At 60.7% G+C, this 25,209-nt stretch carries 23 protein-coding genes; 9 read left to right on the top strand and 14 right to left on the bottom strand.

Annotation, left to right across the window (positions count from 1 at the left end; genetic code table 11):
* The first annotated feature begins 57 nt into the window (after positions 1–57).
* The 7 genes from relA to D0544_RS08750 all read left to right on the top strand — a co-directional run bounded on the left by relA (position 58) and on the right by D0544_RS08750 (position 8,708).
* Complete coding sequence (gene relA / locus D0544_RS08780) at positions 58–2,289, top strand: GTP diphosphokinase (RefSeq protein WP_125015572.1); 2,232 nt, start codon at positions 58–60, stop codon at positions 2,287–2,289.
* Positions 2,290–2,292: 3 nt separating this feature from the next.
* Positions 2,293–3,129: a nucleoside triphosphate pyrophosphohydrolase gene (mazG, locus tag D0544_RS08775; protein ID WP_125015571.1), complete on the top strand. Its 837-nt coding sequence runs from the start codon at positions 2,293–2,295 to the stop codon at positions 3,127–3,129.
* Between the two features lie 101 nt (positions 3,130–3,230).
* Complete coding sequence (locus D0544_RS08770) at positions 3,231–4,625, top strand: HDOD domain-containing protein (protein ID WP_125015570.1); 1,395 nt, start codon at positions 3,231–3,233, stop codon at positions 4,623–4,625.
* Between the two features lie 235 nt (positions 4,626–4,860).
* Positions 4,861–5,505 (top strand): adenylate kinase, encoded by a 645-nt coding sequence (gene adk, locus D0544_RS08765; RefSeq protein WP_125015569.1) that lies wholly within the window; start codon positions 4,861–4,863, stop codon positions 5,503–5,505.
* A 415-nt stretch (positions 5,506–5,920) separates the two neighbouring features.
* Positions 5,921–7,045 (top strand): hypothetical protein, encoded by a 1,125-nt coding sequence (locus D0544_RS17235; RefSeq protein ID WP_207905801.1) that lies wholly within the window; start codon positions 5,921–5,923, stop codon positions 7,043–7,045.
* A gap of 109 nt (positions 7,046–7,154) precedes the next feature.
* A complete protein-coding gene (tsaB, locus tag D0544_RS08755) occupies positions 7,155–7,829 on the top strand; it encodes a tRNA (adenosine(37)-N6)-threonylcarbamoyltransferase complex dimerization subunit type 1 TsaB (protein ID WP_125015568.1) in 675 nt (224 codons plus the stop codon).
* Positions 7,830–7,907: 78 nt separating this feature from the next.
* Complete coding sequence (locus D0544_RS08750; RefSeq protein ID WP_125015567.1) at positions 7,908–8,708, top strand: undecaprenyl-diphosphate phosphatase; 801 nt, start codon at positions 7,908–7,910, stop codon at positions 8,706–8,708.
* On the opposite strand, the gene D0544_RS08745 is transcribed toward D0544_RS08750, so the two are convergent.
* Positions 8,696–9,487 (bottom strand): FG-GAP repeat domain-containing protein, encoded by a 792-nt coding sequence (locus D0544_RS08745; protein ID WP_125015566.1) that lies wholly within the window; start codon positions 9,485–9,487, stop codon positions 8,696–8,698. The genes D0544_RS08750 and D0544_RS08745 overlap by 13 nt on opposite strands.
* A 97-nt stretch (positions 9,488–9,584) precedes the next feature.
* Between D0544_RS08745 and D0544_RS08740 the strand changes: the two genes are divergently transcribed.
* A complete protein-coding gene (locus tag D0544_RS08740) occupies positions 9,585–10,400 on the top strand; it encodes a class I SAM-dependent methyltransferase (RefSeq protein ID WP_207905800.1) in 816 nt (271 codons plus the stop codon).
* On the opposite strand, the gene plsB is transcribed toward D0544_RS08740, so the two are convergent.
* From plsB to dapE, 5 genes are all read right to left on the bottom strand, one after another.
* Positions 10,372–12,834, bottom strand: coding sequence for a glycerol-3-phosphate 1-O-acyltransferase PlsB (gene plsB / locus D0544_RS08735; protein ID WP_125015565.1), 2,463 nt, complete (start codon positions 12,832–12,834; stop codon positions 10,372–10,374). The two genes, D0544_RS08740 and plsB, sit on opposite strands and share 29 nt — an antisense overlap.
* A gap of 69 nt (positions 12,835–12,903) precedes the next feature.
* Complete coding sequence (locus D0544_RS08730) at positions 12,904–13,290, bottom strand: hypothetical protein (RefSeq protein ID WP_125015564.1); 387 nt, start codon at positions 13,288–13,290, stop codon at positions 12,904–12,906.
* Positions 13,291–13,292: 2 nt separating this feature from the next.
* Entirely contained in the window at positions 13,293–13,559 is a 267-nt protein-coding gene (locus D0544_RS08725; RefSeq protein WP_125015563.1) for a hypothetical protein, read from the bottom strand.
* A gap of 14 nt (positions 13,560–13,573) precedes the next feature.
* Complete coding sequence (locus tag D0544_RS08720) at positions 13,574–14,443, bottom strand: putative RNA methyltransferase (RefSeq protein WP_125015562.1); 870 nt, start codon at positions 14,441–14,443, stop codon at positions 13,574–13,576.
* The gene (dapE, locus tag D0544_RS08715) at positions 14,443–15,588 is read right to left on the bottom strand and encodes a succinyl-diaminopimelate desuccinylase (RefSeq protein ID WP_125015561.1); all 1,146 of its coding nucleotides are present in this window, start codon (positions 15,586–15,588) and stop codon (positions 14,443–14,445) included. The genes D0544_RS08720 and dapE overlap by 1 nt, the downstream gene beginning before the upstream one ends.
* Before the next feature lie 132 nt (positions 15,589–15,720).
* Between dapE and D0544_RS08710 the strand changes: the two genes are divergently transcribed.
* Positions 15,721–16,128, top strand: a complete 408-nt coding sequence (locus tag D0544_RS08710; RefSeq protein ID WP_125015560.1) for a PilZ domain-containing protein — start codon at positions 15,721–15,723, stop codon at positions 16,126–16,128.
* Positions 16,129–16,197: 69 nt separating this feature from the next.
* Here the strand turns inward: D0544_RS08710 and nth are convergent, their stop codons facing one another.
* From nth to metG, 8 genes are all read right to left on the bottom strand, one after another.
* Complete coding sequence (gene nth, locus D0544_RS08705; RefSeq protein WP_125015559.1) at positions 16,198–16,836, bottom strand: endonuclease III; 639 nt, start codon at positions 16,834–16,836, stop codon at positions 16,198–16,200.
* The gene (locus tag D0544_RS08700; protein WP_125015923.1) at positions 16,833–17,534 is read right to left on the bottom strand and encodes an electron transport complex subunit E; all 702 of its coding nucleotides are present in this window, start codon (positions 17,532–17,534) and stop codon (positions 16,833–16,835) included. The genes nth and D0544_RS08700 overlap by 4 nt, the downstream gene beginning before the upstream one ends.
* Positions 17,534–18,196: an electron transport complex subunit RsxG gene (gene rsxG / locus D0544_RS08695; RefSeq protein WP_125015558.1), complete on the bottom strand. Its 663-nt coding sequence runs from the start codon at positions 18,194–18,196 to the stop codon at positions 17,534–17,536. The genes D0544_RS08700 and rsxG overlap by 1 nt, the downstream gene beginning before the upstream one ends.
* Positions 18,197–18,200: 4 nt before the next feature.
* Positions 18,201–19,262: an electron transport complex subunit RsxD gene (gene rsxD / locus D0544_RS08690; protein ID WP_125015557.1), complete on the bottom strand. Its 1,062-nt coding sequence runs from the start codon at positions 19,260–19,262 to the stop codon at positions 18,201–18,203.
* A 6-nt stretch (positions 19,263–19,268) separates the two neighbouring features.
* Positions 19,269–21,623: an electron transport complex subunit RsxC gene (rsxC, locus tag D0544_RS08685; RefSeq protein WP_125015556.1), complete on the bottom strand. Its 2,355-nt coding sequence runs from the start codon at positions 21,621–21,623 to the stop codon at positions 19,269–19,271.
* Entirely contained in the window at positions 21,620–22,204 is a 585-nt protein-coding gene (gene rsxB, locus D0544_RS08680; protein ID WP_125015555.1) for an electron transport complex subunit RsxB, read from the bottom strand. Before rsxB ends, rsxC begins: the two co-directional genes overlap by 4 nt.
* 22 nt (positions 22,205–22,226) lie before the next feature.
* A complete protein-coding gene (gene rsxA / locus D0544_RS08675) occupies positions 22,227–22,823 on the bottom strand; it encodes an electron transport complex subunit RsxA (protein WP_125015554.1) in 597 nt (198 codons plus the stop codon).
* A 194-nt stretch (positions 22,824–23,017) separates the two neighbouring features.
* Positions 23,018–25,054 (bottom strand): methionine--tRNA ligase, encoded by a 2,037-nt coding sequence (metG, locus tag D0544_RS08670; RefSeq protein WP_125015553.1) that lies wholly within the window; start codon positions 25,052–25,054, stop codon positions 23,018–23,020.
* Positions 25,055–25,209 lie beyond the last annotated feature (155 nt).

The following is a 25,209-nucleotide window of genomic DNA, read 5'->3' as shown; positions in this document are numbered from 1 at the left end:
GAGCCAACCCGTTCCTTGGGGTCTCCTGCAGGTGCGGAAGGAAAGTGAAGACGTAATATGGTTAAAGTAAGAGAAGATCACCCGGTTCACGAAGATGGTTCGGTTAATATCGATGCCTGGCTGACGCGTATTGGCCGCGATAGCAATGTTCGTGACGTCGAGCTGATTACGGCCGCCTGCCAGATGTCCTGCGACGCCTCCTTGCAGGGCGGCGATCGCGATGACCATTGGCAGGACAGCAACAGCTACCGCACCGGCCTGGAGATGGCCGAGATCCTGGCGGAGTTGAACCTGGACCAGGAGTCTTTGATTGCCGCTATCCTCTACCGCGGGGTGCGTGAAGGGAAACTGGAGCTGGAGCTGGTCAAAGAGCGCTTCGGTGCCGGTGTGGCCAAGCTGATTTCGGGCGTGCTGGGTATGGCGGCTATCAGTGCCATCCAGACTCCGGGCCATGGTGCGGTGCTGGGCCAGGTGCAGGGCCAGCTGGAGAATGTGCGCAAGATGCTGGTGTCGATCATCGACGATGTGCGCGTTGCCCTCATAAAACTGTCCGAGCGTACCTGCGCCATTCGGGCGGTCAAGAATCTCGATAAGGACAAGCGCCTGGTGGTGGCCCGCGAGGTGTTCGAGATCTATGCTCCCCTGGCCCATCGATTGGGAATCGGTCACATCAAGTGGGAACTTGAGGATCTCTCGTTTAGATACCTGAAACCCCAGGACTACAAAAAGATCGCCCGCCTGCTGGATGAACGTCGCCTCGACCGCCAGCAATACATTGATGATGTGATGCAGCAGCTTCAGCAGGCGCTGGCGGAGGCCGGGATCAAGGCCGAGATCAGCGGCCGGGCCAAGCATATCTACAGTATCTGGCGCAAAATGCGCCGCAAGGGGATCGATTTTCGTGATGTCTACGACATCCGCGCGGTACGGGTGTTGGTACCGCAGCTGCGTGACTGCTACGGCACCCTTGGTATCGTGCACTCCTTGTGGAGCCATATTCCCCGCGAGTTCGATGATTACATTGCGACCCCCAAGGAGAACGGCTATCGCTCCCTGCACACGGCGGTGATTGGCCCGGGCGGAAAAACCCTGGAGGTGCAGATACGCACCCACGAGATGCACGAAGAAGCGGAGCTCGGGGTCTGTGCCCATTGGCGCTATAAGGGAACCGACACCAAGGCCAGCGGCAGCTACGAGGAGAAGATTGCCTGGCTGCGCCAGGTGATGGAGTGGCATGAAGATATTGGCGATCTCGATAGCCTGGCAGGCCAGCTGCGCAGCGATATCGAATCCGATCGTATTTACGTGTTTACTAAAAACGGTCACGTAGTGGATCTGTCGGTGGGCTCGACCCCGATCGATTTCGCCTACCGCATCCACACCGAGGTGGGTAACAGCTGCCGGGGCGCCAAGGTGGGAGGACGCATCGTTCCGCTGACCTACAGCCTCAAGACCGGCGACCAGGTGGAGATCCTGACCGCGGCGGGGGGCTCCCCCAGTCGGGACTGGCTGAACCCTAACCTGGGCTACATCACCACCAGTCGAGCGCGTTCCAAGGTGATGCACTGGTTCAAGGAGCAGGACCGGGACCAGAACGAATTGGCCGGGCGCCAGCAGATCGAGCACGAACTCAAGCGCCTGGCGCTGGTGGATGTCGATTTCGATGCCCTGGCTCCCGAACTCAACTACAAAACGGCGGCGGATATGTTCGCTGCGGTAGGCGCCGGGGATCTTCGCCAGGCCCACGTGATCCATGCGGCCCAGCGCCAGGTTGGCTACGACGATGAGAAGCAGTTTGAACTGCAGCTGCGTATGCCCAAGGCCAAGGTATCCGATGGTGATATCCGCATTCGCGGGGTGGGTAACCTGCTGACCCAGATGGCGGGTTGCTGCCACCCACTGCCGGGGGACCCCATTATTGGCTACATCACCCTCGGTCGGGGTGTGACCATCCATCGCCAGGATTGCCAACAGGCGCTGCTCCTGCAGGAGCGGGAGTCCAACCGGCTCATCGAGGTGGACTGGGGTGGTCAACCGGAAAATACCTATGCCGTGGGGATCGAGTTGCTGGCCTACGACCGGCCCGGGTTGATTCGGGATATCACCATGGTACTGGCTAACGAGAAGGTGAACGTGATTGCACTGAACACCCTCTCGGATACCCGCGACAACATGGCGCGCATGACCCTGACCATCGAGGTCGATGGCCTGGATTCGCTCTCCATGGTGCTGGCGCGTATCAACCAGCTCCCCAACGTGATCGAAGCATCGCGCAGTCGGCGGGGTTAAGGGATGGCTCGATACCAGCTGGAGGACCTGGTGTTACTGATGGAGCGTCTGCGGGACCCGGAGACCGGCTGCCCCTGGGATCTGCAACAGAGCTTCGAGACCATCGTGCCCTATACCCTGGAGGAGGCCTACGAGGTGGCCGATGCGATCCGGCGGGAGGATTATCCCCATGTCATGGATGAGCTGGGGGACCTGCTGTTTCAGGTGATCTTCTACGCCCAGCTGGGGAAGGAGCAGCAGCTGTTTGAGTTGGCGGATATCCTCGACAACCTGGTAGCCAAGCTGATTCGCCGCCACCCCCATGTGTTTCCCGAGGGTACCCTGGCGTCTCGCCGTTCACCTCAACAGACCGTTTCCCAGCAGGAGATCAAGGCGACCTGGGATCGCATCAAGCAGCAGGAGCGAGCGCTGAAACAGAGCCGGGGCGACGACAAACCGGGCGGGTGGCTCGACGACCTGCCGCTAAGCCTGCCGGCTTTGAAGCGTGCGCAAAAGCTGCAGAAACGGGCCGCTGAGGTGGGCTTTGACTGGGACAGCCCGCAGCCGGTGGTGGCCAAGATCTTTGAAGAGGTGGATGAACTCGAGCGGGCCCTCAAAGATGAAGGGCGCGAAGCGGCGCTCGAGGAGCTGGGTGACCTGATGTTTGCCTGTGTCAACCTGGCGCGCCATCTGGGCACGGATGCCGAGTCCCTCATGTCGCAGGCCAACCGCAAATTCCAGCGTCGGTTTGAAGGGGTCGAAGCGCAGCTGAGGCAAGCGGGAAGCTCTCTCCAGGAGGCGGACCTGGAGCAGATGGAGGCGCTCTGGCAACGGGTGAAGGTGGCGGAAAATGGCGGTTGATTGATCAGTTTGTACAGGTTAAATTGTGAAAGGGTTACTATCGTCCCAGTATCGTCGGCGTATAGTTGCGGTTGAACGTATAGGATTTGCAGGATTGTAGTATGCCGATCGCCACGCGTGTAAAACGATATCTTCAGGCCAATGGGGCACGCTTTAAGGTGCACCGCCTCGCCTCTCCTGTACTCTCTGTCTGCGAGGCCGTTAGCGGCCGGGGTATCGAGCCTTCAGCGGTGGCGTTTGCCAGGGTCTACGAGCACCGAAACGGTAAAAGCCTGCTGGTTTACCCCCTTACCCACAAGCTGTCTGAAGATGAGATCAAGGCGCTTTTGGGTCCCAAGGCCCGATGTTGCGAGTTGCACAAGGTTGAAACACTCTTTGATGACTGTGCCGTCAACGCACTGCCCCCCATAGGCGCCCCCTATGGTCTCAAAGTGGTGATCGATCCGGCCCTGCTCAAGCATGAGACGGTCTACTTTAGAGCGGGCTGCGAACAGACCCTGATTGCCACCGACCTGGATGAGTTTCGCTTCCTGAATCCTGGAGCCCTGGTGGCCCGCTTCAGCGAGCCGGGTTGTGACGACCTTGAGTGCCTCTCTGCCACGGGCCTGGAAGCGGCGGTTTGTGCCAAGCTGAAATCCCTTCAGCGCCTGCCTCCGATGCCGGCCAATGTGGTGCGCATTCTACAGCTGGTCAACGATCCTGACAGCAGTGCCCGTGATCTGGCGACGCTGGTGGAGACCGATCCCAGTCTCTCTTTGCAGGTCATGCGGCATGCACGTTCGGCCCTGTTCGGGTACCGGGGCAAGGTGGAGACGGTGCAGGATGCCATAACCCGAGTGCTGGGCTTCGACCTGGTCAGCAACATCGCACTCGGGCTCGCCGCCTGTCAGTCGTTTCACATGCCTTCCAGTGGCCCGCTGTCGCTCGGACGTTACTGGCGCCACTCCCTCTACAGCGCCGAGCTGGCACGGCGGCTTGCCGCAAAATCCAACCCGAGCCTGAAGCTGGTTCCCGCCAAGGCTTATCTATGCGGCATGCTGCACCAGTTTGGGCTGGTGTTGCTGGCGCACCTGTTCCCACCTGAGTTCAACCTGTTTTGCCGACTGGTAGAGCGTGAGCCTGAGGAGCCGCTGTTCGAGCTGGAAAAGCGGGTGATGGGGTTTGGCCAGGCGCGGGATATATTGAGCCTGGGCTATGGTCGCATCGGTGGCTGGTTGCTGGAGGAGTGGCAGATGCCGGCGGAGTTGGTGTCCGCTGCCATTCATCATACCCAACCGGGGGTGAACTATGAGCAGCAGCCCTATGTGGCCTTGATGCAGCTGGTGAACTACCTGCTGACCCGCAACCAGATTGAGTACACAACCCTGTCACAGCTGGATTCCCAGGTGTGCGCGCTGCTGGGTATCTCCATTGAGGAGGCCCAGGCTGAGTTCGAAGCGCTACTGGAGTCAAGTGACTCCATTGAGCAGATCTCCTCCTCTATGGCGGCGGCTTGAAACTCCGCCTCTCTCCCGTTGCAGGTCGGGACCTGCGTAGCCCAAAGTCGTATTAATTGACCACCGCTAACTTGGGATAATCCCAATCCGCTGGCGGCTTGTACTGCCGCACAGACCTGAGTATGCTTGTGGGCCCCTTTTTCGGGCGTAATTGCCCGGCAGTCGGTGCGTGCGTGGTTCCTGATCAGAGCCAAAAGGGAAAGATTTTTCTGAATAGTGGTGAAGGAGTGTTTTCATGCGAGTTATTCTGTTGGGTGCCCCGGGCGCCGGAAAGGGTACACAAGCGCAATTCATTACCGAGAAGTTTGAGATTCCGCAGATTTCCACCGGTGATATGTTGCGTGCAGCGGTCAAGGCCGGCAGTCCCCTTGGTCTCAAGGTGAAAGAGGTGATGGCGTCGGGCGGCCTGGTATCCGATGAGATCATCATTGACCTGATCAAGGAGCGCATCCAGCAGCCCGACTGCGCCAAGGGATTTCTGTTTGATGGTTTCCCCCGCACCATTCCCCAGGCCGAAGCCTTGCGAGAGTCCGGTGTTGCCATCGACTATGTAGTGGAGATCGCGGTCGAAGATGCCGAGATCATCAAGCGTATGAGCGGTCGACGCATGCACGAAAGTAGCGGTCGCGTATACCACGTTGTCTATAACCCTCCCAAGGTTGAGGGCAAGGATGACCTTACCGGGGAACCCCTGATTCAGCGTGAGGATGACAAAGAGGAGACGGTGCGTAAGCGGCTGCAGGTTTATCACAGCCAGACCGCTCCGCTGATCGACTTCTACCAAAGCCTGCAGGCGGATGACGCGCCGCGTTACGTCCGCATCGCGGGGGTAGGCAGTGTCGACCAGATAACGCAGTCGGTCTTTTCCGCGTTAAGCTAGTTTCAGGGCGAAAAAAAACCGGGGCTTACCCCGGTTTTTTTTCGCCCGGAATCTGTAGCCAGGGGACTCCCTAAAGACCGCAGCAACCGCCAAAAACAGAGTCTGTTCCTAGAAGTATTGGCAGCTCCTTCTGTGCTGGCCTCAAACCCCATCGCCAGCAAACAGGCGCTGTGGATTACTGCATCCACGGGCTCGCTGGGCTCACTTTCCGCTCCTCAGGTGATAAATCCACGTGCTTGTATGGATGACTGAAAGGGACTCGGAAAAAACAAACGCAGAAACGATGGTTACTCTTCAATGTTTTTTTTCATTGCTACCGCTAAAGCGGGCTTTGTTTTATTGGTCGTACAATTATTGTGCTATGTTTTAGCAGGTTCGTTCCAAAAACTGTTGAGTTGTTCCAGGAGATCGCGAGATGGCTAAAGGTAAAAAAACCACCGTGGCAAAAAAACCGACTGCCAAAAAATCGGTAGCGAAGAAAGCAACCCCCAAGGCTTCAAAGAAGCCCGTTGTTCCTGCGTTTTTAACCAAAGCCCAGGATGCTGTTGCTAAAGCAGAAAAAAATGTGACAGCGGTGCAAAAGCAACTGGATGCAGCTCAAAAGAAATCGGCTGCGGCAAAGGATAAGGCAGCTAAGACCTCCACTGCAGCCGCGAAACGGGCAGCGGCTTCAGCGGCCAGCGCTGCCAAGCGTCTTGCAACTAAGCTGCAAAAAGAGAAGGACAGTGTGCGCGCTGCAAAAACCAGCCTGGCGGAAGCCTCTGTGAAAGCATCACTGGTGGCAGCGGAAGAGGCACTCAAGGTGCGTGTAGAGCTGTTCAAAGAGAAGCTGCAGGAGAAAGCGGACAAGGAGCTGGTCAAAGCCGTCAAGGTATTTGAAAACAAATGGAAGCAGGCCCGTGCGAAAGTGGATGCTGCCAAGGTAAAAGCACGGGCTGATAAGGAGAAGGCTAAGCTCAAGCAAGTGTCCAAAAAAGCAGCCGCCAAGGCCAAGGCGATACAGAAGGCGGAAGCCGATCGTTTGAAAGCGTTGGAAAAGAAGGAGCTGCTCAAGGCCAAAGCGGCGGCAAAAAAAGCGGCTGCAAAAATAAAGGCGGCCGAGAAGAAAGCCGAGCAGAAGGCGAAGGCTGCGTTGAAGAAGTCAGCCGTCAAAGCCAAGAGCGTTGGCAAGGCCAAAGCCCCCACCAAAAAAGCGGCTGCCAAGAAGCCCGCGGCCAAAGCCGAGTCCGCTAAAAAGCCTGCGGCTAAAAAGGCAGCCCCGAAAAAAACGGCCCCTAAAAAATCAACCACCAAGGCCTCAACCACCAAGAAAGCCGCAGCAAAAACGGCGGTAAAAGCTCCCGCGAAGAAAGCGTCTGCCAAAAAAGCGCCTGCCAAAAAAGCGCCTGCCAAAAAAGCGCCTGCCAAAAAAGCAGCCCCCAAAAAGACAGCGGCCAAAAAACCGGTAGCCAAAAAAACGGCCACCAGGAAACCGGCTGCGAAAAAATCCGCTTCGGCCGCGCCAGCGGCGGCTCCGGCCGCGGAGGGGCAAGCCGGATAGGCCGGAGTGATCGCATGACCCGCCCCAGGGCCCCCTTTTCAGGGGGCCTTTTTGTTGTCGTCGCTGACTGTTGCTATAATCGCGGCCCCTAACCATGCTGTGCGGATCCATGAGCACCTTACTAGCGATTGATACTGCGACCGAAGCCTGCTCCGTCGCCCTTGATGTGAATGGCGAGACGCTCTCCGAGTGGGCACTGATTCCCCGCCAGCACAGTGAAATGATTTTGCCCATGGTGGACCGCCTGCTGGCGAGTGCCGGCCTGGTGTTGTCGCAGGTTGACGGCATCGCTTTTGGCCGCGGTCCTGGTGCCTTCACTGGGGTTCGAATCGCCACCGCGATTGTGCAGGGACTTGCCTTCGCAACCGATAAGCCGGTGCTGCCGATCTCCACCCTTGCAGCTCTGGCGCAACAGGCCGCGAGGTGCCATCAGGCCACCCGCGTGCTGGCCGCCATTGATGCTCGCATGGACGAGATCTACTGGGCCGGATATCACTGCAGCGACGATGGGGTGGTCGAGATCATTCCCGAGCAGGTATGCGCGCCCGAGCAGGTGGTGCTGCCCGCAGATACCCAGGGGTGGATGGGCATCGGTACCGGTTGGGGGCTGGGCTCCCGCATTCCGCTATCACCGGCGCGGGTCGAGGTGGACGCCTATCCGTTGGCTGAGGATATTGTGCGCCTGGCCGTTCCGCTCTTCGAGCAGGGTAAGAGTGTAGCTGCCGCGCAGGCGTTGCCGGTTTATCTCCGTGATCGCGTCGCCAAAAAACGCCATGAGCGTTGAACGCCGGTGCGGCGTTTCCGTGTTGAACGGATTCCGCTGCTGTTTATGTTGCCAGCTTGCAGAGGGTAGGACCCATTGATGGAAACGGTTCAGGTAGTTGTGCTGGCACTCATTCAAGGTATCAGTGAATTTCTTCCTATCTCCAGCTCGGCTCACCTGATATTGCCATCGCAGCTACTGGGATGGCCCGATCAGGGGCTGGCGTTTGACGTTGCCGTCCACCTCGGCTCCCTGGCTGCCGTCCTGATCTATTTTCGCTCCGACCTGTGGCAGCTGACCCGCGGTTGCCAGCAGGCGTTGAGTGCGCGGCAGTTTAATGCCGAACTACACCTCTCCCTGCTGCTGGTGTTGGCAACCATCCCGGCCGTGCTGTTTGGGTTGGCGGTCAGCATCAGTGGCGTCGATGAGGCGATGCGCTCGATTGCGGTGATCGCCACCACCACACTGCTTTTTGGTATTTTGCTGGGGGTGGCCGAGCGCTTCGTTCGCGGAAAGCCCATGAGTGCTATCGGTTGGCGTGATGCCCTGCTGATCGGGTTGGCGCAGGCCCTGGCCATTATTCCCGGTACCTCGCGCTCCGGCATCACCATCACTGCGGCGCTGCTGTTGGGTTACTCCCGCGAGGTAGCGGCGCGCTTCTCCTTCCTGATGTCCATCCCGATTATCCTGGCGGCGGGTTCTTTGAAAACCCGAGACCTGATCGCCCAGGCTGAACCGGTGCAGTGGTCGGTTCTCTTTATCGGGGCACTGCTGTCGGGCGTCAGCGCCTGGCTCTGCATCCGCTGGTTCCTGGCGGTGATCAATCGGATCGGTATGCTGCCCTTTGTGGTGTACCGGGTGCTGCTGGCTGCCTTGCTGTTCCTGATCTATTTTTCCTGAGCCGGACTGCGGGCTCCCAGCATCAGGTCGGCACTGTCGAGGCGTAGCCCGTCGACGGTATCGACGGTGCCCAGCTGGCGGATACTGTCGTAGGTGTTAATTGCCTGGTGAGTGTCGCGATAGGCGAGCCCGATACGGCTGATCCCCGCCTGTGCCAGAGACTGCTGTTGAAGCTGCCGATCTTCGCCCAGAGTCACCAGGCTCAGCCGATGGAACTGCTCGTCCATGGCGTCCAGGTAGCCATCACCGTTGCTGTCGAGGCTGGCGGCCTGCTCGAAGCCGTTTCGCGCTCCCAGTTGGTCACCGAACAGCTCCCGGCCACTGTCGATGGTGCCGTTGTTGTTGAGGTCCAGTGCGAGAAAGGCATCGTTCCCGGTGACGAAACTGGTCAACTCCTTGTGGCCGTCGCCATTGATATCAAACCAGATTCCCTGCTCGACCGAAGTGGTGGAGAAACCATCGCCTCCCAAATCAATCGCCAGCGGATCATTCACTACGACTTCGCTCTCCGCTTGACCGCTGACCTGCAAGCTTTGGCTTTGGTTAATGACGCGGCTGCTGCTGCGCTCGAGCACCGGCTGTGCAGAGGCGCTGACGGCGTTTACCCTGGGGGCGACCGGGTCACTACTTGCCTCTGCCTTGCCCAGCCCCAGTGGCGCCTCAATACGGACGCCAAAGGTGTGCGCCAGTATCTGGTAACGCAATGAACTGCGGGGATCCAGCCCCTGGGTATCGGCGGCGGAGTGGGGGTTAGGGAGAGGGGAGGCACTGATATCCACAGTAAGGGGTCCGAGGCTCAATCTTAATGGGGTTTATCGGCGCGAATGGGATAAAATTGAGCCTCCCTTTAGTTTGTTTGTTGATAGGTTATCGATCGTGTTGGATCTGGTTGTTATAGCGCAAAGCCCCGCATGGGTGGATCAGGCCCGTGACACGGCTGGCGATTTACAGGTTAGCTTCCTGGAGGAGGCGCCTGCAGAGCTGCCATCAAACCGTGTCGCCCTGGTTTTGGGCGAGGATGGCTGGAGTTTACAGCAGGGGGGGAAGGGGGCTCCCGGTCCGGTGCGGGTCGATTTTGCCAGTGGCGCCGTTGATCATCGTCGGCGCTTTGGCGGCGGTAAGGGACAGTCGATTATTCGCGCCCTGGGTCTCAAGGGGAGCTACCGTCCCAGTGTACTGGATGCCACCGCGGGATTGGGACGTGACAGTTTTGTGTTCGCGACCCAGGGCTGTGAGGTGACCCTGCTGGAACGGGCACCGGCGGTCTATACCCTGCTGCGTGACGGACTGGAGCGAGGACGGTACGAGCCCGAAGTGGCCGAGGTGCTGGGTCGGATGCGTCTGCAGCGAGCCCATGCGCAGACGTTTCTGGCGGAGGCTGCCGCCGAGGGAACACAATGGGATGTGGTATACCTGGACCCGATGTTCCCCCATCGCACCAAATCCGCACTGGTTAAAAAGGAGATGCGAGTCTTCCGGGAGCTGCTGGGGGACGACCTGGATGCCGACAGCTTGCTGCCACTGGCCTGGGAGGTGGCCCGTTATCGGGTGGTGGTCAAGCGCCCGCGCCAGGCCCCCTGGCTGGGGGAGCGTAAGCCCGACTACAGCCTGGAGGGAAAATCGGGGCGCTTCGACCTCTACGTGCGGGCCGCCCTGCCCGCCGCTACTGATTCCCCCGCGTCACCTGGGTGATGCTGTGACGCACATCCGCCGTCAGCACCCGCCGGGCGTTGGTCAATAATCCGCTCAGGGGATCGCTGGCACAGAGCGTTGCATCCGCCTCCTGAACCACTGCCTCCCTCTGCTGTAAGGTGTTGATGAGGTTGCGGAACAGCGCCTTGTCGAAAAACTCCGGTGCATTGAGACCGTTAATGATGGAGAGCCTCTGGGCCAGGTCATGGCACTGGTTCTCCAGCTCCTGGGCGGTCATGGGGTGGTGGTGACTGCTGTCGAGCAGGCTCGCCACGATGTAAAAACGCTCCAGGGTGGGTGCGATCGCTTTGCCCAGCAGGTTGAGAATCACGAACGCGGGGGAGCTGCTGTCGGGGCGGCGATAATCCCCCTGTTCGGCGATCAACAGCCCCTGCTCCACCATGGCCGCCAGCCAGCGGCGGATCAGCTCGGGTACCTGCGACTCGTCGTAGTGGAGGAACAGCTCAGAGCTGAGATAGGGGTAGAGGAGCGCGCTGAACTCGATCAGCTCCGCCTCTGACACCCGGTGGGCGTTGATGAAATAGTTGGCCAGCAGCGAAGGAATGGCAAACAGGTGCAGGATGTTGTTGCGGTAGTAGGTCATTAATACCGCGTTGTTGCCCTCCAGGAAGAGGATGTCCCCTAGTGAGTCACTGCGGCGGGCCACCAGTCCCAGGTTTTCCACATACTGAATCAGCTCCGCCGCGCTCATCTCCGGGTGGGTGACATGGGGGGCGTAGGGAACCTGCTGCAGCAATTTCAGGTAGCTGTCAAGCTGGCTCACCAGCACCTCCTCTCCCAGTGCCTGGTTACGGGTTGAGAGCAGGACCATGGCGATCAGGTTGACCGGGTTGATGGCGGCAGCGCCATTGATGTGGCTGGCGATACGGGTGGCCAGCTGGTTGGTGAGGGGGGATAACCACTCGGGAGCCGGGCTGCGGGGGTCCTTGTCGGCCGTGCGCCATTGATCGCTGTGGGCGTCCAGGAAGGGTTCCAGCTCGAGGGGTTCGCCGAAGGTGACCCGCACCTTGCCGAAGGAGCTGTTGAGGCCGCGCAGGGTGCGAATAATATCGAGAGGAGACTCCTTTTTCTTGCTCTTGCCGCGCAGTTCTCCGAGATAGGTGTTGCCTTCGAGCACCCGTTCGTACCCCACGTAGATTGGCACAAAGGTGATTGGTCGACGGTGGTCGCGCAGGAAGCTGCGCAGGGTGATGGCGAGCATGCCGGTGCGGGGTTTAAGGGTACGGCCGGTGCGACTGCGCCCCCCCTCAACAAAGTACTCCACCGGAAAACCACGGGTGAAAAGGGTGTGCAGGTACTCGTTGAAGACGGCGGTGTAAAGTGCGTTGTCGCGAAAGCTACGGCGCATGAAAAAGGCGCCACAGCGACGAAGCAGGCCGCCAACCAGTGGCATGTTGAGGTTTATGCCGGCGGCGATATGGGGCGGGGTGAGGCCGTTGCGATAGAGCAGGTAGGAGAGCAGCAGGTAGTCGATGTGGCTGCGATGGCAAGGCACATAGACCAGGGCGTGTTGGCGCTTGGCGTACTCCTTGATCTGCTCCAGGTTATGGACTTCGATGCCCTGGTAGATCCGGTTCCAGAACCAGCTCAGCAGGGATTCCAGAAAGCGGATGGCGGAGATGGTGTAGTCGGATGCGATCTCGTTGGCGTAGAGGCGGGCGCGACCCTCAATCTGGGCCGGCTTGAGACCACTGCTTTTTGCCTCCTCCTCGATCGCCAGCTGAACCGCATGGGTCTTCACCAAGCCGCTCACCAGGGTGCGCCGGTGGGAGAGATCGGGCCCTACCACCGAGGTACGTTGCTGACGGAAGTGAACCCTTAAAATACGGTTGGCCTTGCGCATGGTTCGCGCCGGGTCCATCCCCTCATCCACCAGCTCCCGCAGTGACAGAGGGTGGTTGAAGTGGATCATCGTCTGGCGGCCCAGCAGCAGGGTGGTGATGAACTTTCTAAAGCGACCGCCCACGCTGTAGTTATAGGCAAACAGCAACTTGAGCAGGGATTCCTCTTTATCCGGCGCACGTCCCCAGAAAAAGCTCACGGGAACCAGCTGTACATCGCGGTGAGGCGCTTCCCCAACCCAATGCAGCAGGCGGGCAAGCCGCTGGGCCGATAGCATACGGTCACGTTGCAGGATCAGTCCCTGGGCCTGGGACAGGTAAAAGTAGGCACGGGGCTCCTCGATCTCGGCCGGCAGCATCGCCTGATAGGGCCTCGGTAACCCCGCCTTGATGCACTGCTGCTCCAGTACCAGCAGGTCGCTCAGTGACCGTTGTGACAGCACATAACAGACAGGACGCTCGGGATCGAGGGGGTTGAGGTTGTCGAGACCGTCCAGGGTCGGGCGAACCCAGAGATTCTGGAGTGGTCTGAGCAGGTTAAAGAGAAAGCGGGAGGTAAAGAGTCGGTTCATGGAGGCGGCAGTAAGGGACCTGTGGAATCGGGGGCTATTATACGCCCTCGGGTGAGCAATGGGACCAACTTAGCTCTCAGTCTGCGCCCACTCAATGAGTTGTTCGCCCTGCTCCGATACCTCCACCCAGGTGTCCATTGCTTCGCTGCCATCCTCCCAGAAACCGCCGTTGCATCGAACCGGGCGCTCCAGCTGTCGATGGGCGTCACGGGCGCAGCTGAGGTCGTCGTTCCAGGGGGTCGCGCTGGAGTCAAACCAGACACTGGTAAAGGATTTCCCCGCCGCTTTTTCTACCACCATCACAGGGATTCCCTGACCCTCATGAAACACCTGGAATCGGTAGCTGTGGCCACGGTGCTGCCCCTCTTCAACCGCCTCAAAGGTTGCGCTCAACCAGTCGCGGATGGCATTGATACTGGTGTTTTTGATGTAGATTTCTATATCGGGTTGCAGCATGGTCAGTCGCCGAAGAAGAGTTTGAGAACGCGTCCCGCGCACAGACGCAAATAACCGCTAAGAGTCACCACCACACCGGCGCCGGCGATCAGCATCCCCAGGCTGGCCAGCAACTCCCGCGACACCGATGGAGCCAGGCGGTGCTCGGCGTACAGTATAGCGCCGACACCCACAGAAAACAGAAATACTCCTGCAACGAAGATCTGGAAACTGTGCTGGGGGTTTTGGGCCATCCGCAAAAGATGAAGACGCAGCTGCTGTTTGTTCATGGTGGGATCAGTTGTCAGGGTTTAGCCCAGGGGTTTAGCGCCGGAGCTTGGGCGGATTTTTTCTGGAACAGGGTTAACCTGAAATCGGCTCGGGTAGTGAGGTTCGGTAGTTGTGCTAATCGTTCGCGCTGGTCGGCCTTGATGTGCCAGTAGTGGGGGGTCATGGCCAGCAGGTCCTGAATCTGCTGCTGGTTCTCGAGGTGAACATTGAACTGGCATGACTCGGTGGCGATGCACTCGAAGGTGGTTGGCATCTCTTTGAGGGGCTTCTCCTCCTCGTGCAGGCGCACCTCGCGATAGATCGCCTGGCGTAGCTCGAGCAGGTGGTGGCTACCGGGGGTGACCGCCAGCAGCAGCCCCTCGTTGACCAGGATGCGCTCGAACTGGACCCAGTCGATGCGAGAAAAAATACTGAGGATAAATCGCATACTGGCATCGGCCAGGGGGATGTCGGCGACTGAGGCGACCGCCCACTCGATGGCTTTGCTGCGTCGACAGCAGGCACTGACTGCGCACTTTGAAATGTCGAACGCAAATCCCTGCATGGCGGGTAAGGCCGATGCCAGGGCCGCGGTGTACCAGCCTTCGCCGCAACCGGCATCAAGCCAGCTGCCCGCTGTGTCATCGAATCGACCCTGGAGCAGGGAGAGAACCGCCTCGCGCAGTGGGTGGTAGTGACCGGTGTCCAGAAAGCGACTGCGGGCGTTAACCATCTCCGGGCTGTCACCGGGTTGCTTGCTCTGTTTGCGGTTGCTGGGGAGCAGGTTGACGTAGCCCTGGCGGGCTCGATCGAAGCTGTGGTTATTGGCACAGCGCCAGCTGTTTCCCTCCGCCTGCAGGGGACAACGGCAGTGGGGACAGCACCAGTGACTGAGGCCGGGCATCAGGGGGTATCCGTCAGCAGGCGCTGGAGAATGTTCTGGTAGACCTGGCTCAGCAGGTCGAGATCGCTGGCTTTAACGCACTCGTTCACCTTATGGATAGTGGCATTGCAAGGGCCTAGCTCAACCACCTGGGCGCCGGTGGGGGCGATAAAGCGTCCGTCGGAGGTACCTCCGGAGGTGGAGAGTTCGGTGTCGGTGCCGGTTACATCACGGATCGCGGCCACCGTGGCATCGACCAGCTCGCCCCGGGAGGTGAGGAATGGTTCGCCAAACAGGCGCCACTCGATCTCATGGTCGACGCCGTGCCGTTCCAGCATCGCCTCCACCCGGGCCTGCAGCTCAGGGGCCGAGGTTTCGGTGGAGAAGCGGAAATTGAACATGACGTGGGCTTCCCCCGGGATCACGTTGGTGGCGCCGGTACCACTCTGGATGTTGGAGATCTGAAAACTGGTGGGTGGGAAGAACGCATTGCCCTGGTCCCACTCGGTGGCCGCCAGTTCGGCCAGGAAAGGCAGCGCCTGGTGGATCGGATTCTGCGCCAGGTGTGGATAGGCCACGTGTCCCTGAATCCCCTTGATCCAGAGGTCAGCCCCGAGGGAGCCTCGGCGGCCATTTTTCACCACATCACCCAGGCTGGCGGTGCTGGAAGGTTCCCCCACCAGACACCAGTCGATGGTCTCGCCGCGCTGCTGCAGGGCTTCTACCACCTTACGGGTGCCGTTGATCGCCGGCCCCTCTTCGTCGGCCGTGATCAGCAGGGCGATGGAGCCCTTATGGTCGGGATGCCGTTGGACAAAGCGTTCGCAGGCGGTGACGAAGGCGGCGAGGCTGCCCTTCATATCCGCGGCACCGCGGCCGAAGAGCATGCCGTCGTGGATTTCCGGCTGGAAGGGGTTGCTGTGCCACTGCTCCAGGGAACCGGTGGGAACCACGTCGGTGTGGCCAGCAAAGGCAAACAGAGGGCCTTCGCTACCTCGCCGCAACCAGAGGTTATCGACTTCCCCAAACCGCATCTGCTCCACCTCGAAGCCCAGGGGCTGCAGGCGCGAGATCATCATCTGCTGGCAGTCAGCATCGTCCGGTGTAACCGAAGGGCGGCGGATCAGGTCCATGGCAAATTGCAGTGTGGGGGATAGCTCGGACATGGGGGCATCTGTATTGTGAGAGGGGGAGGGCATTCTAGCAAAGTGAGTCACAATATGCAGTGGGATTGCCCAGGATCATTGCCAATGTGGTACAGTTAGCGTTCAAGAAATGGATAGCTGTTGGCAGGGATTATGGGAGCTAAGAAAGATCAGGGTGTTAACCCCAATCGCCGCATGAAGGAGCGTCTTCCGATTCCGGATCTGAGTATTCGGGTGCGGCAGCGTTCAATCTTCTCTCTGGCGTCAGACTGGCGGGCTGCCGCCGGGGTCGATTTTAATCGCTATGGTCTCGCCCTGCAGTGCAATATGCCCTACAAGAAGGGCAATCGCCTCTATCTCTCTTTTCGTGGTCCCTACATCTCGCTGGATAATGTCGCTGCTCAGGTGGTGAGTTGTGAGCGCAGCGGTGAGGGTTTCCGGGTGGGCGCAGTATTCCTCTACTGGCAGGAGGAGGAGCAGTACGACGTCAGTTTTGATAATAGCCTCTCGCGGATTGAGCGGATCTACCACGACCAGTACTACAGCAAGGCCAGCGCCTGAGACTGCCCCCTTGATTGCAGCCCTGTTCAGAGGGCATCCCGACGCGGCGCCGGGCTAACGCTCGGGGCGCTATTTTTCAGAGGTTTTCTTGCGGTACTCGCACAGGTCTTCGATCGGGCAGGCGGTGCATTGGGGCGTGCGCGCCTTGCAGATGTAACGTCCGTGCAGGATCAGCCAGTGATGGGCGTCGAGCAGGAACTCCGCGGGTACTAACCGCAGCAGGCGCTTTTCCACCTCCAGCACGTTTTTACCCGGCGCGATACCGGTGCGGTTCGAGACCCGGAAAATATGGGTGTCGACCGCCATCGCCAGTTGACGAAAGGCGGTATTGAGGACGACGTTGGCAGTCTTTCGCCCCACCCCCGGCAGGGCCTCCAGAGCCTCTCGATTGTCGGGGACCTGGCTGTTGTGCTGTTCGACCAGAATACGACAGGTCTTGATCAGGTTTTCCGCCTTGCTGTTGAACAGGCCGATGGTCTTGATGTAGTGCTTGAGCCCCTCCACTCCGAGGGCCAGGATCGCCTCGGGGGTGTTCGCCACCGGAAACAACTTTGCGGTGGCTTTATTGACCCCCACATCGGTGGCCTGGGCCGACAGCAGTACCGCCACCAGTAGCTCGAAGGGGGAGCTGTAGTTGAGCTCGGTCCTGGGCTCGGGATTCAGCGTCCGCCAGCGGCTGAAAATCGCCTCTCGCTTGGCTCGATTCATGGGGCTTCGGCATCTTCGAGGGCAGGGGTCGGTTTGGGGGTTGCGGCCTGGCGTGCTTTAAGGTGAGCATCCACCAGGTTTTTGCCGGCAATGATGAACCCCATAATAACAAAAGCGCCGGGGGGCAGGATGGCGAACAGGAACTTCTGGTAGTCCGCAAACACCACCAGCTCCCAGTGTGCGGCACCCGGACCCAGCAGCAGCTCCATTCCGGAGAAGAGGGTACCCTTGCCGATCAGCTCTCGCAGGCCCCCCAGTAGCAAGAGCACCAGGGCGAAGCCTGTGCCCATCATAAAACCGTCCACCGCCGAGGGCAGCACCGGGTTTTTGGCGGCGTAGGCCTCGGCGCGCCCCAGAATCGCGCAGTTGGTGACGATCAGGGGGATAAAGATGCCCAGGATCTGGTACAGCTCGTAGGTGAAGGCCTGCATCAGCAGCTCGACGCAGGTGGTCAGCGAGGCGATGATCATGACAAAGGCCGGCAGCCGAATCGCTTCGCTGGCCTGGGTACGGATCAGTGAGACCGCGATGTTAGAGCCAGTGAGTACGAAGATGGTGGCGATCCCCAGGCCCAGTGCATTCACTACCGAGTTGGATACCCCCAGCAGCGGGCAGAGCCCCAGCAACTGCACCAGGGCGGGGTTGTTGTTCCAGAGGCCGTTAAGACTGATGGTGCGGTAGTCGGCGCGCTTGGACATCATTGGACCTCCTGGGGGGTAGCCTGCTCAAACTGAAGGCGAGCTTCGGCAAAGAGTGCATCGCGGTGCTCATCAAAATACTTCAGGCTGCGATGCACTGCACCCACGATTGCACGGGGGGTGATGGTGGCGCCGGTGAACTGGTCGAACTGGCCACCGTCCTTCTGCACGCCCCACTGCCGTGGAGCGGTGTTGAGCAGTGACAGACCCTGAAACTGGTGGATCCAGTCTGATACCTTGGTATCGATGGCGTCGCCAAGGCCCGGGGTTTCTCGATGAGTAATGACCCGCACTGCTGCCAGCTCACCGTTGTAGTGAATCCCCACCAGCAAACTGATGCGGCCGTTATAGCCATCGGGTGCCCAGACCGGCAGGATGGCCGCCACCGGCTGCTGCTGGTGGAACGCGAAATAGGCTTTGTGGGAGCCGTCCAGCCCCAGCAGGGGAGCGTCATCGACGGTGACCAGGGTCTGCAGGAGATCATTGTCGTAGGCATCGGGCGGTACGATCTCGTTTAGGGCCTTGATCTCGAAGGCGCGAACCTGCTCGACGATACGCTCCTGAGTCATCACGTAGGTGAGGGCAATCAGCCCCACGGTGAAGATCGAGAAGAGGCCGAGGGAAACGCTGTTTCGGGTGATCGATTGGGTGAGCGTCGTCATCGGGTCAGTCCGGTTTGGCAAGCCCTTTATTGGGCTTCTTGTGGCCGTAGGTACGCGGCTGTGTGTAGTAGTCGATGGTGGGGGCCGCCATGTTCATCAGCAGTACCGCAAAGGCGACCCCGTCCGGGTAGCCGCCCCAGCTGCGGATCACATACACCAGTATGCCGATTCCCGCCCCGTAGAGGATTCGCCCTCGGCTGCTGACGGCGCTGGTGACCGGGTCAGTGGCAATAAAAAACGCACCCATCATGGTTGCGCCGCTCAGCAGGTGGAAGGCGGTCGAGCCTTTGCTGGAGGAATCATCGCCGCCATAGAAGAACAGGCTCATCAGCGACAGGGCGATCAGCATGGAGAGGGGGGCGTGCCAGGTGAACACCCGCTGGTTAAGCAGGAACAGTCCGCCCGCCAGGAACGCGAGGTTGACCCAGATCCAGCCCTGGCCGCCAAGGCCCCAGAGCACGGGGTGGAGCGCCCAGAGCTCGTCAAGGGTGAGGCTCTTGTTCTCGCGCATCAGCTCCAGCGGGGTTGCCAGGGTGTAGGCGTCCACCGGCAGGGGGTCGCCGAACAGGGGAAAGATGGTTTTGAAGGCGGCGCTAAAGCCCTCCACGCCAATGGCCCCCTCCACACCAGCCGGTGCCGCCCAGGCGCTCATCTGCACCGGGAAGGAGATCAGCAGCAGTACATACCCCAGCATGGCAGGATTGAAGGGGTTGTAGCCCATGCCACCGTAGAGGTGCTTGCCAACCAGGATGGCGAAGGCGACGCCGATCAGGGTCAGCCACCAAGGGGCCAGCGGCGGCAGTGCAAGCGCCAGCAGTACGGCGGTCAGCAGGGCACTGTTGTCGCTCAGGTAAAAAGCGAGGGGGCGCTTGCGCAGTTTGAGCACGGCGGCTTCACAGCCCAGTGCAATGAGGCTCGCCCACACCAGGTTGATGAGGGTACCCCAGCCAAAAAAGAAGCTCAGGGTGAGGAAGGCGGGCAGGGTAGCCAGGATCACCAACCGCATCAAGCGGGCGGTGGATCCGGGGCCGTGGGCGTGGGGTGAACTGACTCGCAACAGCGCCATTGCCGATTAGCCTCCGCTGGTTTCTGTGGTTGCGCCGTCGAGCGCAAGGGTGGCCTGCGCCAGCTCCCGCTCCGCCGCCTTGAGGGCTTCGGTCAAGCCGGGGTCGCTGTTGTCCGGGGCCTTGTCGAGGGCACGCTGTGCTTTTTTGAGCGCCGCCCGCGCCATCGCCTGGCGTATCTTCAGGCGCTTGAGCTCGGCCTCCCCATCCTCCGCCGGCTGGGGGGCGGGTGTCGACACCGCAGGCGTTGCCTCCTGCGGGGCGGCATCGGCAGAGGCTTCGAGTTTGGCGAGTGCGCTGTCGAGGTCCTCACGCAGGCGCGCCACCTCCTCCTCCAACCCCTGCTGCCCGGCCGACTGGCTCTGGGCCGCATCGGCATAGGCACGCTCCGCTTTTTTGAGGGCAGCACGGGCCATAGCGGCCTCGATCTTCAGCTTCTTTTGCGCCTCGCTCAGGGGCGCGCGGGAAGGGGGGGGACGGCTCCCTGTGGGGACTGTGGCCTCGCCAGAAGCAGGCTCCAACGTCTGCAGGGCCGCACGCTGCTGCGCCAGCTCGGCCTCTAAGGCCTCAAGGGGAGCGCCGGCTTGCTCGGCGCTGGCTAATGCACGCTCCGCCTTCTTGACGGCGGCCTTGGCCATCGCCAGTTTGATTCTGGCCGCTTTATCGTCGCTGGCACTGTCATCACTGGAGGGCGGGGGTGGCGCGCTGGGGGACGGCTGCAGCAGCTCAAGCTGCGACTCCAGCGCAGCGATGCTGGCCTTTAGCGCAGACTGCTCTTCAGAGGCGGCGGCCTCAAGCTGGCGGTTGAGCTTCTTGATCTCGGCCGCGACCTTGGCGCGCTGGATCTTGAGCGCCTTGTCTTCGCTGTCGGCGGGGGCAGCCGGCTGACTGGCCGACGCCTGCTTGGCAGCCTTGAGCTTGGCGGCCCTTTCGGCGTTGGCCTTGCGCTTGGCGGCCTTCTCCTCCTCCATCCGTTGCAGGCGCGCCTCACGGGCCTCAAAGCGGATGCGGGAGTATTCTGCCTTCTGCTGCATCGCCTCATGGGCGCGGATGTCTGCCTTGGAAGCGCGATAGTACTGCACCAGGGGAATGTGGCTGGGACAGCTGTAGGAACAGGCACCGCACTCGATGCAGTCGAACAGGTTGTGGTGGCGCAGCTGGCTGTAATCCTTTGCTCGAGCGTGCCAGTAGAGCTGCTGGGGCAGCAGGTTCACCGGGCACACCTCGGCGCAGGCGCCGCAACGGATACAGGCCTGTGCCGGTGGCGGCGGAGGCAGCTCACTGGCGGTGGCAGCGATCACGCAGTTGACCGTCTTGGTAATGGGGGCCTGGGCCTGTTCGAGGCTAAAGCCCATCATCGGTCCGCCGATGACCAGCCGTTTGAGGCGTTGCTCATCGACACCGGCCAAGGCCAGCAGGTGGTTCACGGGGGTGCCTATCAATACTTCGCGGTTGCCCGGCTCTGCAATTGCCTCGCCGGTCAGGGTGGTGATACGGGAGATCAGGGGGCGACCCTCAATGACGGCATCACGGATCGCCGCGGTGGTGCCTACATTCTGGCAAAGGATGCCGAGGTCAGCGGGCAGCTCGCCACTTGGCACTTCGCAGCCGGTGAGAATCTGGATCAGCTGTTTTTCGCCCCCGGAGGGGTATTTGGTCGGCAACACCACCACTTCGAAGGGGCGCTGCTGGTCGCTGATCTGGCGACGCAGGGCCTGGATCGCCTCCGGCTTGTCATCCTCAATGGCGATCAGAACCTCCTCGGGTTTGAGGATCTGGTTGAGTATGTCGATGCCGGTCACCAGCGCCTCGCTGCGCTCGCGCATGAGGCGGTCATCGGCACTGATGTAGGGCTCGCATTCGGTACCGTTGATGATCAGCGTCCGCACCTCCTGCTCGGGGCGCGCGCTGAGCTTGACCGCCGAGGGGAATCCCGCCCCCCCAAGGCCGGCGATGCCCGCCTCGCGAATGCGGGCCAGTAGCTCGCTGGCGTCGAGTTGGTGGTAATCGGGGCAGGGGGCGAGGTCGCACCAACGCTCCTCGCCGTCGGTGTCGATAATGATCGACAGCTCCTCCATCCCCGAAGGGTGGGGAACCGGATGGGGCTCGATGGACACCACGGTGCCCGAGCTGGGAGCGTGCAGGGGGGCGCTGACAAAACCCTTGGCCTCGGCGATCTTCTGTCCCTTCAGAACCGGGTCGCCCACCTTCACCAGCGGCGTAGCGGCGGCCCCGATGTGCTGTTGCAGGGACAGTACCAGCCGTGGTGGCAGGGCCACCGGCTGAATGGGCGCCTGCCTTGATTGCTCTTTGCGCAGGGGGGGGTGAACCCCGCCCGGGATCTCCCACAGGCGACGGCTCATGCGGCACTCCCCCGACCGGCGTCGGTGATGATCAGCTGTTCGGCGGGCACGGGCAGATCCCAGCTCCAGTTCTTGATGTTGGTTTCGACGGGAACCATGTCGATGCAGTCGACCGGGCAGGGCTCAACGCAGAGTTCGCAGCCGGTGCATTCGGAGGCGATGACGGTGTGCATCTGCTTGGCAGCCCCGAGAATGGCGTCCACCGGGCAGGCCTGGATGCATTTGGTGCAGCCGATGCACTCCTCCTCACGGATTACCGCCAGGGAGCGGGGTTTCTCCTCGCCATGCTCGCTGTCCAGCGGCATAGGTTCTACATCCAGCAGGTCTGCCAGCGCGGCGATGGTGGCCTCCCCGCCGGGGGGGCACTTGTTGATGAGGTCGCCGCTGGCGATCGCTTCGGCGTAGGGGCGGCAGCCTGCGTAGCCGCACTGGCCACATTGGGTCTGGGGCAGCAGCTCGTTGATGCGGTCGGCCAGCGGATCCCCCTCCACTTTGAAACGCACAGCGGCAAAGCCCAGCACGGCGCCAAAAATCAGCGACAGGGCAAGCATGGCGAGGATGGCGTAAAGCAGGATATCCATAGAAAGTCGACCACCGCCTCCGCTAGAGTTTGATCAGGCCGGTGAAGCCCATGAACGCGAGCGACATCAGGCCGGCGGTGATCATGCCGATGGCGGCACCGCGAAAGGGCAGGGGAACGTCGGCGGCGGCCAACCGCTCGCGCATGGCGGAGAAGAGCACCAGCACCAGGGAGAAGCCGAGGGCCGCACCGAAACCGTAGGTGGCCGAGTCCACAAAGCTGCTGTTCATGCGGTTGCTGTTGAGCAGGGCGACCCCCAATACCGCGCAGTTGGTGGTGATCAGCGGCAGGAATACCCCCAGTACCCGGTGCAGCAGGGGACTCACCTTCTTGACCACCATCTCGGTGAACTGGACCACCACGGCGATGACCACGATGAAGGTGATGGTTTTGAGGAACTCCAGCTGCAGTGGCTTGAGAATGTACTCGAAGCTGATGTAGCTGCAGACCGAGGCCAGGGTCAGCACAAAGGTGGTTGCCAGCGACATGCCCATGGCAGTTTCCAGTTTGTTGGACACGCCCATAAAGGGGCAGAGGCCGAGAAACTGGACTAGCACAAAGTTGTTCACCAAAACGGCGCTGACCAGAATCAGGGTCAGTTCAGTGGCGATCTCTGGCATTACGAAGTTCCGGGTTTTCGTCGGGTTGGTCGGGAGCGCTGACCGGCGCAGGCGCCGTGGCTCACATCCTGTCTATTATCAGGTAGCACAATATTCCGCACAAGGCATATGGCTGGCACTTATAAGTCAAAATAACTATAAGCTTAAGCAAAGCAGGGTGGGGGAGCCGCAGTTGACTCACCCCTATCCTTAGGCTAGCAGATACGCATCCCCGGCTGTGCTCCCTCGTGGGGTTCCAGAATCCACAGCTCCTTACCTCCGGGGCCGGCCGCCAGCACCATCCCCTCGGAAAGGCCGAACTTCATCTTGCGGGGCTTGAGGTTGGCCACCATCACAGTGAGCTTGCCTTCGAGCTGCTCGGGGCTGTAGGCGCTTTTGATGCCGGCAAAGACGTTACGGGTTTCACCCCCCAGATCCAGGGTCAGTTGCAGCAACTTGTCGGCCCCCTCCACATGCTGGGCCTTGGCGATGCGCGCCACCCGCAGGTCGACCCTGGCGAAGTCGGGGTATTCGATCTCCTCGGTGATAGGGTCGCGGGAGAGTTCGGTATCCGCGACCTTGGGGGTGCTCTGCTCGGCCAGAAGCTCTTTGGAAGCTTCGACCATGGCGGCTACCTTGTCGCTCTCGACCCGGGTCAGCAGGGGCTTGAACTTGTTGATGCTGTGGCCCGCCGTCAGCAGCTCAGTGGCATCGCTCCAGCGCAGGGGCTCAACGTTGAGGAACTGCTCGGCGTTGGCCACCAGCGCGGGCAGCACCGGCTTGAGGTAAATCATTAACAGGCGGAACAGGTTGATCCCTACGGAACAGATGTCGGCCACCTGCTGTTCGGTCCCCTCCTGCTTGGCCAGGGCCCAGGGCTCCTTGTCGGCGATGTAGGCGTTGGCCTTGTCGGCCAGTGCCATGATCTCGCGGATGGCGCGGGCGTATTCGCGCTGCTCATAATGGTCGGCGATGCGATCGGCGGCGGCCATAAACTCGGCGCAGAGTTCGGCTTCGCTATCGCTGCTGGCGAGCTGGCCTCCCGCCTTTTTGATGAAACCGGCGCAGCGGCTGGCGATGTTGACCACCTTGCCCACCAGGTCCGAGTTCACCTTCTGTGAAAAGTCCTCGAGGTTGAGGTCGAGGTCGTCGATACGGTTGTTGAGCTTGCTGGCGAAGTAGTAGCGCAGGTACTCGGGGTTGAGGTGGTCCAGGTAGGTGCGCGCGGTAATGAAGGTACCGCGGGACTTGGACATCTTCTCGTTGTTGACGGTCAGGAAGCCGTGGGCGCAGACCTGGGTCGGGGTACGGTAACCGGCACCCTGAAGCATGGCGGGCCAGAACAGACAGTGGAAGTTGACGATATCCTTGCCGATGAAGTGGTAGACCTCGGCTTCGCTGCCGGCTTTCCAGTAGTCGTCGAAGTTGAGGTCGTCGCGGCGCTCGCACAGGTTTTTGAAGCTGGCCATGTAGCCGATCGGCGCGTCCAGCCAGACGTAAAAGTATTTGCCGGGCTCGCCGGGGATCTCGAAGCCGAAGTAGGGGGCGTCGCGGGAGATATCCCAGTCTTGCAGCTCACCGTCGAGCCACTCGGCCAGTTTGTTGGCGATCTCCTCCTGCACGGCACCGCTGCGGGTCCACTGCTGGAGGAACGACTGGAAGTCGGTGAGTTTGAAAAAGAAGTGTTCGGAATCCTTCTCGACCGGGGTCGCGCCCGAGAGGGCGGAGACGGCATTTTTCAGCTCGGTGGGCGAGTAGGTGGCGCCGCAGGCCTCGCAGTTGTCACCGTACTGGCCGCTGGCACCGCAGCGGGGGCAGTCGCCCTTGATGTAGCGGTCGGCGAGAAACATCTGCTTCTCGGGGTCGAAGGCCTGGCGGATGGTGCGGCGGGCAATGTGCCCCTTGTCCCGGAGCGCTATGTAGATCGACTCCGACAGCTGGCGGTTCTCTTCGGAGTGGGTGGAGTAGTAGTTGTCGAACTCCACCAGGAACTCGCCGAAATCCCGCTTGCGCTCGGCATTGATCAGGGCGACCGACTGCTCAGGGGAAATTCCCATCTTTTCGGCGTGCAGGCTGATGGCGGTACCGTGGGCGTCATCGGCACAGACGTAGGTGCAGCGGTGACCGCGCAGCTTCTGGAAGCGTACCCAGATGTCGGTCTGGATGTATTCGACCAGGTGTCCCATATGGAGGGGGCCGTTGGCATAGGGTAGGGCGCTGGTCACAAGGATATTACGGGATTTTTGCGTCATAGGGGCCATCGACAGAAGTCAGGATTGGTGGACGGATTGGTTCGGTGGTTTGCAAAGGAGCGCGATTATAGCCCCTTTTGAGGGGTAGATCATCCGTTGCTACCGATCGCCATCTCCATTTCTATCCCGCGAGCCGTGGCCTGCAGCCTCACGAG

Origin of the sequence: Aestuariirhabdus litorea, assembly GCF_003864255.1 — a bacterium.
GTDB lineage: Bacteria > Pseudomonadota > Gammaproteobacteria > Pseudomonadales > Aestuariirhabdaceae > Aestuariirhabdus > Aestuariirhabdus litorea.
The sequence above is the reverse complement of the archived record's forward strand: the minus strand, read 5'-3'. Positions and strand labels throughout refer to the sequence as shown.